Raw genomic sequence first — 16183 nt, forward strand, 5'->3', positions numbered from 1 at the left:
TGTTTCAAGTACACTCACAAAAAATCCCAGCTACCGTAGCAACTGGGATATATTAAAATCTATCAACCTGTTTGAGGGCGTAGCATAAAAAAGTATAAAAAGACCATTTATTAAAAGCCCTACTATGAACCGCAACTAATACAGCCATCTTGCATGGTGCAACTTGGTCCGTCTACTTGTGTTGGTTCGATATCGGTTATTGCTGCTGCATTCGCGTTTGTTGCTTGCAGGTTTGGTATTACAGGTGATACTTCTTCGCTGCCTTGTTTTTCTACGGTAAATTGTACAGCTTGTGTTGCCGCTTGGCTACGTAGGTAGTACATACCTGTTTTTAACCCTTTTTTCCAGCCATAGAAATGCATAGACGTTAACTTAGAAGTTGTAGGACTATCTACAAATAAATTCAACGATTGCGACTGACAAATATATGCACCTCTATCAGCTGCCATATCTATCAAATTACGTTGTTTTATTTCCCATACCGTTTTATATAGTTCTTTAATTTCTGCTGGTATTTCTTCAATGTTTTGAATAGAACCGTTAGCCGCGATAATCTTGTTTTTCATGCTATTGGTCCATAAACCAAGGCTTACTAAGTCTTTCAATAAGTGTTTGTTTACAATAATAAACTCACCACTTAATACACGACGTGTGTAGATATTACTTGTATATGGTTCAAAACATTCGTTGTTGCCAAATATTTGCGAGGTAGAAGCAGTAGGCATTGGCGCTACTAATAGTGAGTTGCGTACACCATATTTTTTCACTTCTTCTTTTAAGGCAGCCCAATCCCAACGGTTGGTTGGGGTAACACCCCACATATCATATTGAAAAATACCTTTAGATACAGGTGAACCTTGGTAAGTTTCATAAGCCCCATGCTCCTTAGCGAGGTCTTTACTAGCCGTCATTGCAGCGAAATAGATGGTTTCAAAAATGTTTTTGTTCAACATTTTCGCTAGCTCACTTTCAAATGGTAAGCGCAACATAATAAACGCATCTGCCAAGCCTTGCACACCTAAACCTACAGGGCGGTGTCTTGTGTTTGAAGTTCTCGCTTCTTCTACAGGGTAGTAGTTATTATCAATAACTGCATTTAAGTTTTTAGTTACTTGGTAAGTAACATCGTATAATTTTTGGTGGTCAAATTTGCCATCAATTACAAAACGTGGTAGCGCAAGCGACGCTAGGTTACACACAGCCACTTCTTCAGGGCTAGTGTATTCCATTATTTCAGTACATAAGTTACTGCTTTTAATAGTACCTAAGTTTTGCTGATTACTTTTACCGTTTGCAGCATCTTTATATAATAAATAAGGCGTACCTGTTTCTATTTGTGATTCTAATATTTTAAACCATAGCTCTTGGGCTTTGATGGTTTTTCTTGCTTTGCCCGCAGCTTCGTAGCTGGTGTATAATTTCTCAAATTCCGCACCCCAACATTCGCTTAATCCGGGTGCTTCATTTGGGCAAAACAAACTCCATTCGCCATTCTCTTCTACTCGTTTCATAAACAAATCGCAAATCCATAAAGCATAGAATAAATCTCTGGCACGCATTTCTTCCTTACCATGGTTTTTGCGCAAGTCTAAAAATTCAAACACATCTGCATGCCATGGCTCTAGGTAAATAGCAAATGCTCCTTTACGTTTGCCACCACCTTGATCTACATAACGAGCCGTATCGTTAAATACACGCAACATTGGTATAATACCATTGCTAGTACCATTAGTACCACCAATATAACTACCAGTAGCTCTAATATTATGAACAGCTAAGCCAATGCCGCCGGCACTCTGGGAAATTTTTGCTGTTTGCTTTAATGTATCATAAATGCCATCAATGCTGTCTTCTTTCATAGTAAGCAAGAAGCAAGAACTCATCTGAGGTTTTGGTGTTCCAGCATTAAATAGAGTAGGTGTAGCATGTGTAAACCAACGCTCGCTCATTAAGTGATAGGTTTTAATCACACTATCAATATCTTTTTTGTGAATACCTACAGCCACACGCATGTACATGTGTTGCGGACGTTCTACTATCTTGCCATTTATTTTAAGCAAGTACGATTTTTCTAGGGTTTTAAAACCAAAGTAATCAAACGCAAAGTCGCGGTCATATATAACGGTACTATCTAATAAATCAGCATTGTCTTCAATTATTTGCATGACATCGTCAGCAATCAACGGGAGATGCTTACCAGTTGCTGTGTCAATATAGTTATATAGCTTTCTCATCGTATCAGAAAAGCTTTTTACGGTATTTTTATGTAGGTTACTCACCGCAACTCTCGATGCAAGAATGGCATAATCAGGGTGTGTAATAGTTAGCGATGCTGCTGTTTCAGCCGCTAGATTATCTAACTCGGTGGTCGCTACACCTTCATAAATACCTTCAATGGTTTTTTTTGCCACGTCTATAACGTTCACCATTGGGCTTAGGCCATATGATAATTTTTCAAGTCTAGCTGTAACCTTATCAAACTTTACAGACTCTTTTTTGCCGTTTCTTTTTATTACAAACATGATGCGCTATATATTTATGATGTACTTGTTTTCTTCTTTTGTTTGCCAGAAGTAATACTACTATTGGGCTTTTGTTGTGTCACTCTATCGATAGCTATCGGTATCTACGTTCTGTTCGCTTTGCAACTGTTAACTTAAAAATCCTCGTCAAGCGAAAAAGCTTGTGTATCTTTTGTTCCCATTACGCCAGCTTTTTGATAATCACCCACACGCTTTTCAAAAAAATTAGTTTTGCCTTGTAGTGAAATCATTTCCATAAAGTCGAATGGATTAGTGGTATTATACACTGTTGGATAACCTAACTCACTTAACCACCTGTCTGCGACAAACTCAATGTATTGTTGCATTAGAGCAGCATTCATGCCTATTAAGCCCACAGGTAATGCTTCGGTAATAAATTCTTTTTCTATAGCAACGGCGTCAGTGATAATTTTTGTTACCTGCGCAGCAGATAATTTGTTTTGTAACATTTTGTACAGTAAGCAAGCAAATTCGCAATGTAAACCTTCATCGCGGCTAATCAGTTCGTTGCTAAACGTTAAACCAGGCATTAAGCCCCTTTTCTTCAACCAAAATATTGAGCAAAAGCTACCGCTAAAGAAAATACCTTCTACCGCCGCAAAAGCTACTAGTCTTTCAGCAAATGTGCCATTGTCTATCCAGCGTAACGCCCATTCTGCTTTCTTTTTCACAGCAGCAATAGTGTCTATTGCGTGGAATAGCTTATATTTTTCCTCTGCGTTTTTAATGTATGTATCTATCAATAAAGCATAAGTTTCGCTGTGAATATTTTCCATCATTATTTGAAAACCGTAAAAACATCTTGCTTCTGGCAACTGCACTTCACTCATAAAGTTTACAGCCAGGTTCTCATTTACAATACCATCACTTGCAGCAAAAAAAGCCAACACATGACTAATAAAATGGCGTTCACCATCATTCAAATTGTCCCAATCTTTTAGATCGCTACCAAGATCTATTTCCTCTGCTGTCCAAAAACTAGCTTCATGGCGCTTATAATGTTCCCAAATGGTAGGGTAGTTGATTGGTAAAATAACAAAACGGTCTTTGTTCTCTTTTAATAATACTTCCTCTGTTACTTGCATGGTCATGGTACATTCAGCTATTTGATTTTTTAAATATTTTAATGTAATGTGCTGACTTTGCCTTGCAGATATTGCTAGTCTGCGAAAGATTATCAGAACACCACTCTTCACCCGAAAGTGTTGATTCGTTGTTGGTTATGAATTTGGCAGGTCTTCTGACTTCATCCGTTGTTTATGCCTTCCCATTCTATTGCTAAAACAGTGGCGTAAGAAGTAAACAATTTTTATTGGATTTTTACAGCTACGGGGATAGTTTAAGATTTTCACTCAATTCCCTTTTAATTCACGTACGAGGGTAGTCATGCGTGCAACCAAATTCTACTGCAATCTAGCAGCAATTTTTTTGAAGATTGCAGTTTCTTATTAACCTGCTGTTGAAAACAATTTGTGAACAAAAATGAAATTTTAAATATGGCAGATTGAGATTGAATTTGCAGAAAATAGCTAAAATAAAAAGGGTCCTTCCGTGGAAACGGAACGACCTCTAACGATTGCTTGCCATATGAAAAAGAGATAGATTTAATTTCTTGATGAATGCTACTGGTTTAACTTTCACAATGTGAAGTTATGCTTATTGAGGTTTTGATGGTAACCCATTTTCTTTTGTTTTATGATTTCCAAAAACGTTTCAATCGCTACAATACCTATCAATAAAGGGTTTTAATATTAATATTTGATGATGGCCAGCTAAAAAAGTGACTGATATTTTTCGATGCGATAACAGTTATTTGGCAAAAATTGAGTTTGATGTATCAAAAAAAGCATCCAAAGTATAAAAACCTTGAATGCTTAAGTATTCAAGGTTTTTAGCTATTCTCTTGTATCAATTAGTGGATTTTGTAGACCTTATTTTTTTTTAAACCTGCAAAACTTACTTAAATACGATTACCCTTCCTTTTTTACAAAAACAATTTTAGCTCTATCAGCTTTGTACATGGTTTCATAAAACTTAGCTAATTCTTCGTAATCGCTAGCAGGAAAACGACTGTTAATCCTTTCTTTTAAGCGAATAAGTTGTATGGTATTGGCATTAACGGTATAACTTACTTTATAGTTTCCAAATTTATTGGTCAGATTCATATTTTGCGGTAAAGCTTCTACGGTATAGCCATCAGGTATGGTAATATTTACTGAATCAATATCTCTAAACGGATAGCTAAGCTCTAGATCGTATTTGCGCGGTTTATCGGTAGGTAGGCGTGCAGTACTTTTATTAAACATATTAGGTGTAACAAATAAGCGCTTGCTAGAGGTTGATGCATAATTTGGCGAATTGATAATAAGAATTTCATCCATTGCTGGTATGTAGCCCTTGGTTTCTTTGTAATCGTTTTTTTCTATTTTATAAGTTGGTAAACTTATTACTTCATTAAGATATTTCGTCCGTTCTTCTGGCGTGGCTTCATGTAGTAAACCATGCTGTAATTCTTGCGCTAAACCTGTAAAATGAGTTTTTACCTCAGCTTGTAAATTACCCTCTTTATCGATAGTGGCGGTAACAGTGCGTAGTTGTAAATTATCGGTATACTTGTAGGTAGGTGTTTTGGTAATATAGCCACCGCCGCTTTTTTCATCCACCACATATACTTTTCTGTTGCCAGTAAATTCGCCCATATAACCCGCACTTACATCTTGGTTGGTGCATTCAAGCCAAATGGTGTCTTTACCATTAGGTACACAAGCTATGACATGGTTAAAGTATTCAGCGGGAAAACTTGCGTCTACTCTATCACTGCCTTTACCACTGCCTCCGTAGGCAATCACATAATTAGCACTCACACCAGCTTCTTTTAACAAGGCAACCATGTAGTTGGACAATGCTTTACAATCACCATATTTTTTTTCTGCTACATACTTGGCTTCAAACGGCTGAAAGCCCCCAATACCAAGTTGAATACTGATATAGCGCGTATTTTTTTGTAAGAAATCGTACAGTACTTTTGTTTTTTCTTCAATAGTAGTTAGTTTATCTGTAAGACTATGTACTTGTTGTTTGATATTGTCTGGCAATACATCTCTATCCTTATTGAGCATTAACTGAAATTTGCCATAGTCTTGCCAAGTTGCAAAGCTCCCTTTAACGCCTTGGTACACAAAATCTGTAGGTGCAATACGCACTTGCGGTAGTATTTCACGTAAAGATGGTTGTGCAAACTCAGTAATCAAAGGCTTGTAATTATTAAGCTCCCAAGTAATCGTAATATCTTTATCGGTTGTAATAGTTGGCTTGCCATTGTAGTTGTATTCTTTGTAACGTAGGTGATAATCTGCTGGGTAAATAACTTTGTATTTACTTTGCAGTACACCATATTTTTCGCCATTTACAGGATACCAAGATGGTAAAGTATAAGTGCCTTTTATGTCTTGTTCATCTTCATATTCAATGGTGTATGGGTATATATTATAATAAAAATTATGTGCTTTAATTCTATCATCCAGCATTAAGCTCATACCGTCTTGAAGCGACACATCTACAATGTCTTTTCGTTTGACTGTTTTTAGTTTTTTGCCTGCAGCATCGTAAAGCGTGCCTGAAATATCATAAAGTGGCGATTTTGTATCATACGATTTTTGATACTTTGCATACTCAGCACCATTTTCGTTAAATATGGTGATAGCATATTTATGCTTTACAATGGTTTTTTCAAGCGATTTAATATAAACTTCTAGGTATTCATTTCTTAGTACAGCATCGGCATCGGTTTTAATTGAATCTGGTATTAATGCTACATTATATTCTTGCGCCCTAGTAGTAATACCCGCTACTAATAAGCTTATCAACAACAAATATTTCATGCCTAATTATGGTTATTTTATTTTCTTAAATACAATTTGTTCGGCGTGTTTTTTTACAATAAAACCGTAGAAATTTCTCAATGTTTCGTAGTCTTCAGGCGTAAAATTGGCTTTTTCAAGTACTATTTTACTACGCAACTGAATACGATTACCATCATTAGAAATAATGTATTCAAACATACCTTCATTGTCATTTAGTTTTACCCTTGTAGATTTTGGTAGTTCATCTACCTTATAGCCTTTAGGTATTTCCATATTTAGGCTAAATACATTATTGTCTTTGTAGGGCATTTCTACAGGATACAATCTTTCTGCAGAACTAAAAGGATTTTGCTTAATGGCTTCGCTTAATAATGGATTAAAATAGATAATATCTTCATCGTTAAAGTTGAGTTTAATATCGTAAGACATTTTTAGCGGCTCATCTACATCAGGTAAAGAATCAAGCACCAAGTTCTGCACGGTGATTTCAGATGGATATATTTTGGCAAATTCTTTAAAAAATTCACTGGTTTTTTTGGTATTAAGATTTTCACGTAAATGCATCGATTCGTAATAACCAAGATTAGATGCAATAGAGCCATTCGTTTCACCATTATCTTCATTTACAATAAATACGGTTGTCAGTTTTTCTTCTGTTAAGTCATCCGTATTCATAGATAGTAAAAGAGGAAACTTATCTATAACCCGAGCTGACGTGTTATAACATTCTTCGGGTAATTTGCCAAATCCTAATTTAGAATAAGATGCATCTAGCAAGTAATAAGTTGAATCGATTTTTAAACGGGCAATAACGTAATTGTATTGGTTCAAGAGCGCTGTGCTTTCCGTGACTCTTCCATTCTCTCTAGTACTAAGCATGACTGGATGTACATCAAAACCTGCATGGTTGAGCATAGCAGTGAGCACCAAATTAATATCAGTGACAGTTCCTTTTTTGCTAAAATAAACTTTTTTCAACGGGTCTGATAGCCAAATAGAGGCATCGTGGTCGGTACAGTTAAAATTATCTCTTACAAATGCAAATATTTTTTTGGCTTTCTCAAAGTCAGTGCCCTCTTTTGTAACCCTTTTTAAATCCTCGTCTAGCCAGCTATTTTTATCTTCTAGTACCGATTTGTAGTCACCATCCTCAAGTACTTTTCCTATTGTTTCTACCCAGCTTTTTAATATTTGTTGTGTAGGTGAATTTTCACTCAGTTTTATAGAGTGTAATTGAAAATCAATTTTGGAGAAATAATTTTCTAATGAAGAAGTATAGTTTTCCCTTTTAAAGGCTGGTGCATCTTTAATTGCCCAAACTTTATAGATAGCCATCCCACTTACTGATATGATTGTGGATGATTCATTTGCACCACCTGGATCAATAATATTGTAATTTTTGAAAATGCCTTTAAGGCTGTCAATCGTATACTTCAAAAAGCCTTGTTGCACAGGATAATAGGTGAAAATATGTGGAATCAGCACATGATATTGACTCCATAATACTGGATATTTACCTTGAAAATACCAAGATCTGATATGCCCCCTAAAAAAGGAAAATGGCGATTTGATGGTGTATTTATACTCAACTATACTACCTTCCTTTATATTGGGAAACGTGAATTTTCTAATAGTTCTGGTACGATTGTATTTCTCTTTAAATACCGCATTTTTATCTAACTTGGTTTCTACAATTGCCCCATTTTCTACATTGTAAGTAGTAGCTTCAAAATCTTCAAATTTTTCTTCTTCTGTTGCGGTATTGCCTACATAAATAGGTACTTTAACGGTCGCTTCATCAAAGGCATTTTTATTTACTAGTAAAGTACGTTTAACGCACTTAAAAACTAGCGTAAAATCGCCATTGTTATTGCCTTCAAACTCGGTGCTACCAATATCAGCAAGTACTACTGCATTGGCATTAGAGTCAACCACTGGCGATTTGGGTTTAAAATCTCCTAAGGTAATTTTTTCTAATTTGGATATGGGTTTTACTTGACTGTAAGAATAATTACTAATGAGTAAGCCACTAATAGCGAGCAGTAAGACGAATTTAGTTGTCATGTATCAGTTTTGGATAGTTGTATTACCAAATATATAAGATAACTTAAGATACAGCAAAAAATATTTATTCAAATTGGGGATTTTTTATTGTTTTATTTTTTTAAATACAATTTGTTCAGCGTGTTTTTTCACGACCAAAGCGAAAAAGTTTCTGAGATTTTGGTAGTCTTCTGCAGCAAACATGGCTTTATTTAATTGCAGTTTACTGCGTAATTGAATAGTGTTGTCGCTTAGCACTGTTATATATTCAAATATGCCACTGTTGGTACTATCCAATTTTATTCTTGTTGATTTTGGTATTTCATCAATGACATAGCCTTTTGGTACTTCAAGGTTTAAGGTATATACCTCATTAATTTTGTGTGGCATTTCAATTGGAAAAAACCTGTCCGCTGCTGTAAATGGATTGGTTAGCATCCCATTAGCAAACATTGGGTTTAAGTATAATAGATCTGCATCATTGGTATTGATTTTTATATCGTAATGCAGTGTTATTGGTGCTTCACATATTTTCAATGAGTCTATTTGTAAATTACTCACTTCAATTTCTGATGGATAGGTTTTTACCAAGTCTTTAGTGTAATCTTCTACTACTTTCTCTTTATATGTGTCTCTCAATTGAAATGATTCTGCATCGCCCAAAGTAGAATTATAAGAACCAGAAATACTACCACCTTTTTCATCGTTGCTTATAAAAACGACCGTAGATTTCGTTTCTAAGATATCATCATTCACCATTGAAATTAATGTTGCGCTATCATCTAATACCCTTGCCGAACGGTTGTAACAGTTGCCAGTTAGTTTGCCAAAACCAAGTTTGGGTACAGACGCATCTAATAAGACATAACTTGTATCAATTTTTACTCTTGCAATTACATAATTATATTGCTGTAAAACAGGGGCTTGTTCTGTTACATAGCCATTGTCTTTTGTACTCAGTATAACTGGATGTACGTCAAAACCTTCATGTGTAAGCATGGCCATTAGCATCAAGTTGATATCTGTTACACTACCAGACTTCGCTTGGAAAATTTTCTTTATTGGTTCAGAAAGCCAAACAGAAGCATCATAATCAATACATTTATAATGGTCACGTACATAATTATAAATTGATTTGGCTTTTTCAAATTTATTAGCACCAACAGAAATAATTTTACAATCATTATCTAGCCAATTTTTTTTCTCTTTCAATGCAGAATAATAATCTTCATCTTCTTGAATATATTTACTCATGCTTTTCCAAGTTCTTAAAACTGCATATGGTGATTTACTATCAGAATAATTGATAGAGTTTAATTGGAAATAGATTTGTGGTAAAAGTGTACTCAGGTTTGCAGTAAATGATTCGCTTTTAAAAGCAGGTACATCTTTCAAACTCCAAAGTGTAAACCTTGCATTACCGGCGATGGAATAATTATAGCTGTCTCGATTGGCGGTGTTTGATATTAAAGTGCTATACGCATTGAATAAAGCTTTACTACTATCTAAAGAATATGGCAAATAGCCTTGACGTAAAGTATAGTAATTAAACATTGGTGGAATAATTACATGGTATTGGTTGATTAAAGTAGGATAGGCACTCTGAAATCTCCATGGTCTTATTAAAATAAAAAGAGCTGATTTGATAGTGAATTTATACTCAATGATGCTACCTTCTTTTAAATTAGGGAAAGTAAACTTTTTCAAGATTCTACTTTTACTAGATTCTACTTTAAATATTTCATTTTTATCTAGCTTAGTTTCCTCAATTGTATCGTTATTTTTTACATTATAAGTAGTGGCTTCAAAATCTTCCATTTTTTCGATATTAGATCTATTATCCCCAATATATATAGGAATTTTGACAGTTGCTTCATCAAACGCTTTTCTATTTTTAATTAAAACCCTTTTTGTGTATTTGTATACCAAAGTATACCAAGTGGTTGCGTTACTTACAAATTCGCTACTACCAATTTCTGCAAGAATTACTGCGTTTGAATTAGAATCTACTACAGGCGATTGGGGGTTAAAATCAGCTAGTTTTACTTTTTCAAGCTGGTACATTGCATTACTTTGCGCAAATATTTGAAACGATAAGGTCAATAAGATAACTGTAAACAGTAGCGAAACCTGTGTTTTCATATGGTCATTCAGAATTAATATTATACCAAATATATTAGATTGATACAAATAAAAAAAATTGTTAAACAAACAACAACATACGCAGTTTATTAAAAATACAGCCACCCAATTGGGCTTCGATTTTTGTGGAATTGCCAAAGCGAAGCTGTTAGATGCAGATGCTAGGCGATTGGAGCAATGGTTGTCTCAAAACATGAATGGCAGTATGGCCTATATGGCTAATCATTTTGATATGCGGGTAGACCCAACCAAGCTAGTGCCTGGCGCTAAGAGTGTGATTACCTTGCTTAAAAATTATTATCCTTCGCAGCAGCCAAGTGAAACAGCTGCAAAAGTGTCTAAATATGCTTACGGTAAAGATTATCATGATGTGATTAGAAAGCAATTAAAGGCGTTGCTATCGCAAATACATACACATATTGGTGAAGTAAATGGGCGAGGCTTTATAGATAGCGCACCCGTGCTTGAAAGAAGCTGGGCATTACAAAGTGGCCTTGGCTGGATAGGTAAAAATGGGAACTTAATTAATAAACAGCAGGGCTCTTTTTTCTTTATTGCTACGCTGATTATAGATATTGAGTTGCAGTACGATGATGCCTATGCGAAAGACTTTTGCGGCTCTTGTACCCGCTGCATAGATGCTTGCCCCACGACAGCCATTTTGCCAAACAAAGTTGTGGATGGCAGTAAATGCATTAGCTATTTTACCATAGAGTTGAAAGAGCAATTAATACCCGATACTCTGAAGGGCAAGTTTGACAATTGGTTGTTTGGCTGCGATACTTGCCAAGATGTATGCCCTTGGAACCGCTTTAGTAAACCGCATCAAGAAGTAGATTTTACACCTATTAACGAAGTGCTCAATTTTAGTTTGAATGACTGGGAAATGCTTACCGAAGAAAGCTTTAAAACCATCTTTAAAAACTCGCCTATTAAGCGTAGTAAATACCAAGGTATACAGCGTAATTTGCAATTTATTAAAGGGTCATAAGGCATAGGATAAAGAACATGGTTGGAGGAGTTACAATTCGTGTAATCAAAAAATAGTAAATCAGCAGCAATGCTTTCATTTTCGGCGATACTAAAAAAATTTGGTGAACAAGGTGAGAAAACTGGCTGGACTTACCTTGAAGTATCTAAAGAGCAAGCACACCTCTTACAACCCAATACCAAAAAGAGCTTTAGGGTAAAAGGTAAGCTAGACAGCTATGCTTTTGAAGGCGTGGCGTTGGTGCCAATAGGTGAGGGCAACTTTATTATTGCAGTCAATGCTACCATGCGCCAAGCGATTAAAAAGCGTAAAGGTGATACGGTACAGGTGCAATTAGCGTTTGACGAAAAAGGCTATCAATTAAACGAAGATTTTATGGCTTGCTTAAACGATGAACCCAAAGCTTTGACTTATTTTAATACATTGCCCAAAGGGCATCAAAACTATTTTAGCAAATGGATTGAATCGGCTAAAACGATGGAAACAACCACCAAAAGAATTACCATGGCAGTTATGGCACTAGCTAAACAAATGGGCTATCCTGAAATGATTAGAGCGAATAAGGTAAGTAGTGAGTAGGCAGTAGTTAGTAGTAAGCATATGTCACAACTCACCATTCACGTTTCACTTTTCACTTTTTCACTCCCGATTGCTATCGGGATCACATTTTTTACATTATGACTTTACAAGAACGAGATTATCAAGTAATATGGCATCCTTTTACACAACAAAAAAATAGGCAAGCGCCTGTGCCCATTGTAAAAGGTAAAGGCACACTGTTATTTGATGAAAATGGCAGTACCTATATTGACGCCATTAGTAGTTGGTGGGTAACCCTGCATGGCCATGCGCATCCATATATTGCTGAAAAGCTATACCAGCAAGCTTTACAGCTTGAGCAAGTAATTTTTGCTGGTTTTACTCACGAACCTGCGGTGGCTTTGGCAGAACAATTATTGCCTTTATTGCCTAACCAATTTGCTAAAATATTTTATAGCGATAATGGCAGCACGTCTACAGAAGTGGCTTTAAAAATGGCCTTACAGTTTTGGTGGAACGGTCGGTCGATAGATGACGGTCAACAGTCGATAGTAAAAACCAACCAGCAACCAGCAACTAGTAATCGAACTAAAATTCTCGCTTTTAACAATGCTTACCACGGCGATACTTTTGGTGCCATGAGTGTGAGCGATAGGAGCGTGTTTACGTTGGCTTTTCACGATAAATTGTTTGAAGTGGTATTTATCGATACACCTACGGCTGATAATATCGATACACTGATTGCCACCGTAAACCAACATAATACCGCAATAGCCGCCTTTATTTATGAGCCTTTGGTGCAAGGTGCAGGCGGTATTAAAATGTACGATGCTGCGCTGATGGATAGACTATTGGCTGCTGTAAAGCAACAATGTATTATCTGCATTGCAGATGAAGTAATGACGGGTTTTGGTCGTACTGGAAAATTATTTGCCAGCGAATACCTTACCCACAAGCCAGACATTATTTGCTTAAGCAAAGGCCTCACAGGCGGCACGATGGCGCTTGGCGTTACAGCCTGTACCGATGCTATTTACCAAGCTTTTGTAAACGATGATAAACTGAAAACCTTTTTTCATGGGCATTCGTTTACGGCCAACCCCTTGGCTTGCACAACGGCATTGGCGAGTTTGGAGTTATTGGCTCAAAACAATTGCCTACAAACTGTAGAATGGATTACAGAACAAAACCAACTATTCGCTGCCAAACTCACTACGCATGACGTACAACGCACTATCAAAAATATACGTGTGCTAGGTACTATTCTAGCCTTTGAAATCGCCAACGGTAAAGATGAATACCTTAACAATATTGCTACCATTGTTACGCAAAAAGCTATGGCGCAAGGGGTGTACATTAGGCCGCTTGGTAATACGGTTTACATTATGCCGCCTTATTGCATTAGCGCCGATGAATTGCAGAAAGTGTATGATGTGGTGGAGAATATTGTTGTAGAAATTGCTCACTAGTACAAGCCTTAAGCCTGTAATTGACAGTTACTTATTTGTAAATAAACCCAAAACAGATGACCAAGTGACAGCTAGCACAGGTCGGTTATGTACTTTACTATGTTACAGACTTGAGGTAATGGTATGGGAAATCAATTGTTAGTAAATGTTATTATTTGCTAGATTGCTTTATCCTTTGAAGTATAGTTTTTGCCGAACGATAGTTCAAGATAAAAAAATTAAGTATTTTATACTTTTCTCCTGTAGTTAAGGTAATGACTATGGCTTTAAGAGAAATATTGTAAACATATTCGTCTTCTTTTACCGCCTTTATCTGGTTAAATTCGATAGTTCTGTGTCTAAAAAAAAGCATGTCTGATATACGCAGACCGTTTTTCGTTACAGAGATTTTATACCTGTATGTTAATAATAGGTCAGTCAATACAATTACCCCGTAGATTATTCCCAAACAAGCAGATGTTAATCCTATAATAGCAGCTTTATTTTTATTATTGTCAAAAATGATTAAAGCGAATTTGGGTATCAGGCACAATGCAGTTAGAAATAAAATAAAGACCGCGAAAATTAATAAATATGTCAGATAGTTAAACTTCACTTTCATGATACTCTCTTTGTGTTTCGCCAAATCTAATGAAAGACCACTTTTTTCTCCTCTTCAATGCCAATAGCGCAAGCCTTTGGCTTGTGATTACCTTTTACTTTGTTTTAAATAAACCCTAAACAGATAACCTAATGACATTCTAGTACAAGTCGGGATATACACTTTGCTATGCTGCAAGCTTGCGCTCGATGAGGCTACGCAACTATAATTTGCGTAGCGCAGGGTGAATAAGCAAAAACCTTACATGAATAACCTACATATGGCAGCCTACTAGCGTATCAAATTTTATTTATCTTTTCCACAACAAGCAAGCCCCAATAATGCCAAACTTAATGGTTGCTGAAGTGTGTTTGAATTCGTTATTGACTTTTGTCAATTTTGTTAATAAATTTATTTTCAAAAATATCGATAAGGTTTTTAATGGTTTCACTGTTTTTTATATAACCACCAAGTTTATGAGTATTGTCGAAAGCACCAGTAATACCTATGATAGAGGATGTTTTGTCTAATTCTTTGTAGAATAAGTGAAACTCATATAAAGTTGTACCGCTTGTTAAATGTAGGTTTGCATAATATTTAACATCGTCTATTGAGGTTCCAGTCGTATCAGTTATTTTAAAACTTAAATTATTATCGTCTCTATCTATATTGATGATTCGATCTCCAAGTTCGTCTTTCGTAAATAAAAATTTATACTCTTTCATCGGTGGATAAACAGCACTCGTTTGAGAAACACAATATGCTATTGTAATAATGATAAAAATGATACCTGCTAGCGTACTAAAAATGATAATTTTTCGGTCTTTCATTAATTTAATGCTTCAATTTACTGATTAAATAAAGGATTAGGTAGCCTATTGTCTATTTTGATTTTGGAAGTTAGCGTCTTACATTCTAGCCAACTTTCCAGGCTTGCTGCTGGGTTGTGATTTTATCCCAATAACGCAAGCCTTCGACCTTTGATTGCCCCTCACTTAGTTTTAAATAGACCCAAAAAATATAACTAGGTGACAAGCTAGCACAAGTCGGCTGTACACTTTGCTAAGCTACAGACTTGCGCTATGATTTGCATTATTCGTATGGATAAAAGCTGTCAACCCTTCTCTTCTTTTCAATTCGCATCGAGTAATAATTACCCTTAAAATAAAGAGCTTTTTTAAAATGAAGGTGTCGAAAAAAGAATAGACAAATTGCGAATTACCACATATTTACATACAGTTTAAAAGTTTTTTGTCAAGGTAAATATATTAAATTATTAGTGCCTCACGAACTCAAAAAACTAAAGCTACCAATTACTCCTAAATCGCTAACAGTATGCATTTCAACAACGCTATTTTTATCGTCTACACGCTCGCTAAAGCGTCTACACAATCAAAATTTGCATCTACATGCTCGCCAAAGCGTCTACACAATCAAAATTTGCGTCTACACACTCGCTAGAGTGTCTACACGGTTAAAATTTGTGTCTATGCACTCGCTAGAGCGTCTACACGATAAAAATTTACGTCTATGCGCTCGCCAAAGCTTCTACACATTTGGTAATAGCAACTTTTTTTAGGTATAGCTAGCGGTGGGGTGATGGCTTTAGCAGTATTTTTTGCTGTTTTTTGCGCTCTCTAAGGAAAATTTAATACCCACTTCTTTGCTCCTTTGCACTGCGATTTTAAATAGGTTCTTGACAATAACGAGAAGTTTCACGTCTTACTTTTCACATCTCACCACTGATGCCTCACTACTGCCTGCTAACTATTTATGACAAGAATCATGTTTTTCTATGACTCATCGCATAGGCAGGGCATTGCTATCTAGGCACTTTTGCTATTCAAATAATAACCATGGGAATATTCATTGTCATCGCCTTGTGCAGCCTTGTTATCTCTATTGGCTTTTTAATCGCTTTTTTATGGAGCGCTAAAACGGGTCAGTACGATGATAGCTACTCGCCACCGCACAGAATATTATTCGACGAAACCAAAACCCTCAACTAATCA

10 protein-coding genes and 1 riboswitch are annotated in these 16183 nt (G+C 35.9%); of the genes, 4 read left to right on the forward strand and 6 right to left on the reverse strand.

Annotated elements, in window-relative coordinates:
* Positions 1 to 122: 122 nt before the first annotated feature.
* From ACFOW1_RS11165 to ACFOW1_RS11185, 5 genes are all read right to left on the reverse strand, one after another.
* A complete protein-coding gene (locus tag ACFOW1_RS11165) occupies positions 123 to 2522 on the reverse strand; it encodes a ribonucleoside-diphosphate reductase subunit alpha (RefSeq protein WP_379014316.1) in 2400 nt (799 codons plus the stop codon).
* Between the two features lie 134 nt (positions 2523 to 2656).
* On the reverse strand, positions 2657 to 3634 hold the full coding sequence (locus ACFOW1_RS11170; RefSeq protein ID WP_379014317.1) for a ribonucleoside-diphosphate reductase small subunit: 978 nt from the start codon (positions 3632 to 3634) through the stop codon (positions 2657 to 2659).
* Positions 3635 to 3756: 122 nt separating this feature from the next.
* Positions 3757 to 3959, reverse strand: a riboswitch (cobalamin riboswitch).
* Positions 3960 to 4513: 554 nt separating this feature from the next.
* Positions 4514 to 6424, reverse strand: coding sequence for a DUF3857 domain-containing protein (locus ACFOW1_RS11175; RefSeq protein WP_379014319.1), 1911 nt, complete (start codon positions 6422 to 6424; stop codon positions 4514 to 4516).
* A 12-nt stretch (positions 6425 to 6436) separates the two neighbouring features.
* Entirely contained in the window at positions 6437 to 8470 is a 2034-nt protein-coding gene (locus ACFOW1_RS11180; RefSeq protein ID WP_379014321.1) for a DUF3857 domain-containing protein, read from the reverse strand.
* 84 nt (positions 8471 to 8554) lie between these two features.
* Complete coding sequence (locus ACFOW1_RS11185) at positions 8555 to 10591, reverse strand: DUF3858 domain-containing protein (protein WP_379014322.1); 2037 nt, start codon at positions 10589 to 10591, stop codon at positions 8555 to 8557.
* Between the two features lie 58 nt (positions 10592 to 10649).
* On the opposite strand from ACFOW1_RS11185, the gene queG reads away from it, so the two are divergent.
* From queG to bioA, 3 genes are all read left to right on the forward strand, one after another.
* On the forward strand, positions 10650 to 11582 hold the full coding sequence (gene queG / locus ACFOW1_RS11190; RefSeq protein WP_379014324.1) for a tRNA epoxyqueuosine(34) reductase QueG: 933 nt from the start codon (positions 10650 to 10652) through the stop codon (positions 11580 to 11582).
* Positions 11583 to 11651: 69 nt separating this feature from the next.
* On the forward strand, positions 11652 to 12161 hold the full coding sequence (locus ACFOW1_RS11195; protein ID WP_379014325.1) for a YdeI/OmpD-associated family protein: 510 nt from the start codon (positions 11652 to 11654) through the stop codon (positions 12159 to 12161).
* A 98-nt stretch (positions 12162 to 12259) separates the two neighbouring features.
* Complete coding sequence (gene bioA, locus ACFOW1_RS11200) at positions 12260 to 13591, forward strand: adenosylmethionine--8-amino-7-oxononanoate transaminase (RefSeq protein ID WP_379014326.1); 1332 nt, start codon at positions 12260 to 12262, stop codon at positions 13589 to 13591.
* Positions 13592 to 14551: 960 nt separating this feature from the next.
* On the opposite strand, the gene ACFOW1_RS11205 is transcribed toward bioA, so the two are convergent.
* The gene (locus tag ACFOW1_RS11205; RefSeq protein ID WP_379014327.1) at positions 14552 to 15001 is read right to left on the reverse strand and encodes a hypothetical protein; all 450 of its coding nucleotides are present in this window, start codon (positions 14999 to 15001) and stop codon (positions 14552 to 14554) included.
* Positions 15002 to 16027: 1026 nt separating this feature from the next.
* On the opposite strand from ACFOW1_RS11205, the gene ccoS reads away from it, so the two are divergent.
* Positions 16028 to 16180: a cbb3-type cytochrome oxidase assembly protein CcoS gene (ccoS, locus tag ACFOW1_RS11210; RefSeq protein ID WP_379014329.1), complete on the forward strand. Its 153-nt coding sequence runs from the start codon at positions 16028 to 16030 to the stop codon at positions 16178 to 16180.
* Positions 16181 to 16183 lie beyond the last annotated feature (3 nt).

The sequence above is a fragment of the Parasediminibacterium paludis genome (assembly GCF_042651445.1).
Lineage (GTDB): Bacteria > Bacteroidota > Bacteroidia > Chitinophagales > Chitinophagaceae > Parasediminibacterium > Parasediminibacterium paludis.

Excerpts from the sequence above, each read along its gene's own strand:
- ACFOW1_RS11185 (WP_379014322.1), bottom strand. The coding sequence starts at position 10,591 with ATGAAAACACAGGTTTCGCTACTGTTTACAGTTATCTTATTGACCTTA.
- ACFOW1_RS11175 (WP_379014319.1), bottom strand. The coding sequence starts at position 6,424 with ATGAAATATTTGTTGTTGATAAGCTTATTAGTAGCGGGTATTACTACT.
- ACFOW1_RS11180 (WP_379014321.1), bottom strand. The coding sequence starts at position 8,470 with ATGACAACTAAATTCGTCTTACTGCTCGCTATTAGTGGCTTACTCATT.
- ACFOW1_RS11165 (WP_379014316.1), bottom strand. The coding sequence starts at position 2,522 with ATGTTTGTAATAAAAAGAAACGGCAAAAAAGAGTCTGTAAAGTTTGAT.
- bioA (WP_379014326.1), top strand. The coding sequence starts at position 12,260 with ATGACTTTACAAGAACGAGATTATCAAGTAATATGGCATCCTTTTACA.
- ccoS (WP_379014329.1), top strand. The coding sequence starts at position 16,028 with ATGGGAATATTCATTGTCATCGCCTTGTGCAGCCTTGTTATCTCTATT.
- ACFOW1_RS11195 (WP_379014325.1), top strand. The coding sequence starts at position 11,652 with ATGCTTTCATTTTCGGCGATACTAAAAAAATTTGGTGAACAAGGTGAG.
- ACFOW1_RS11170 (WP_379014317.1), bottom strand. The coding sequence starts at position 3,634 with ATGACCATGCAAGTAACAGAGGAAGTATTATTAAAAGAGAACAAAGAC.
- ACFOW1_RS11205 (WP_379014327.1), bottom strand. The coding sequence starts at position 15,001 with ATGAAAGACCGAAAAATTATCATTTTTAGTACGCTAGCAGGTATCATT.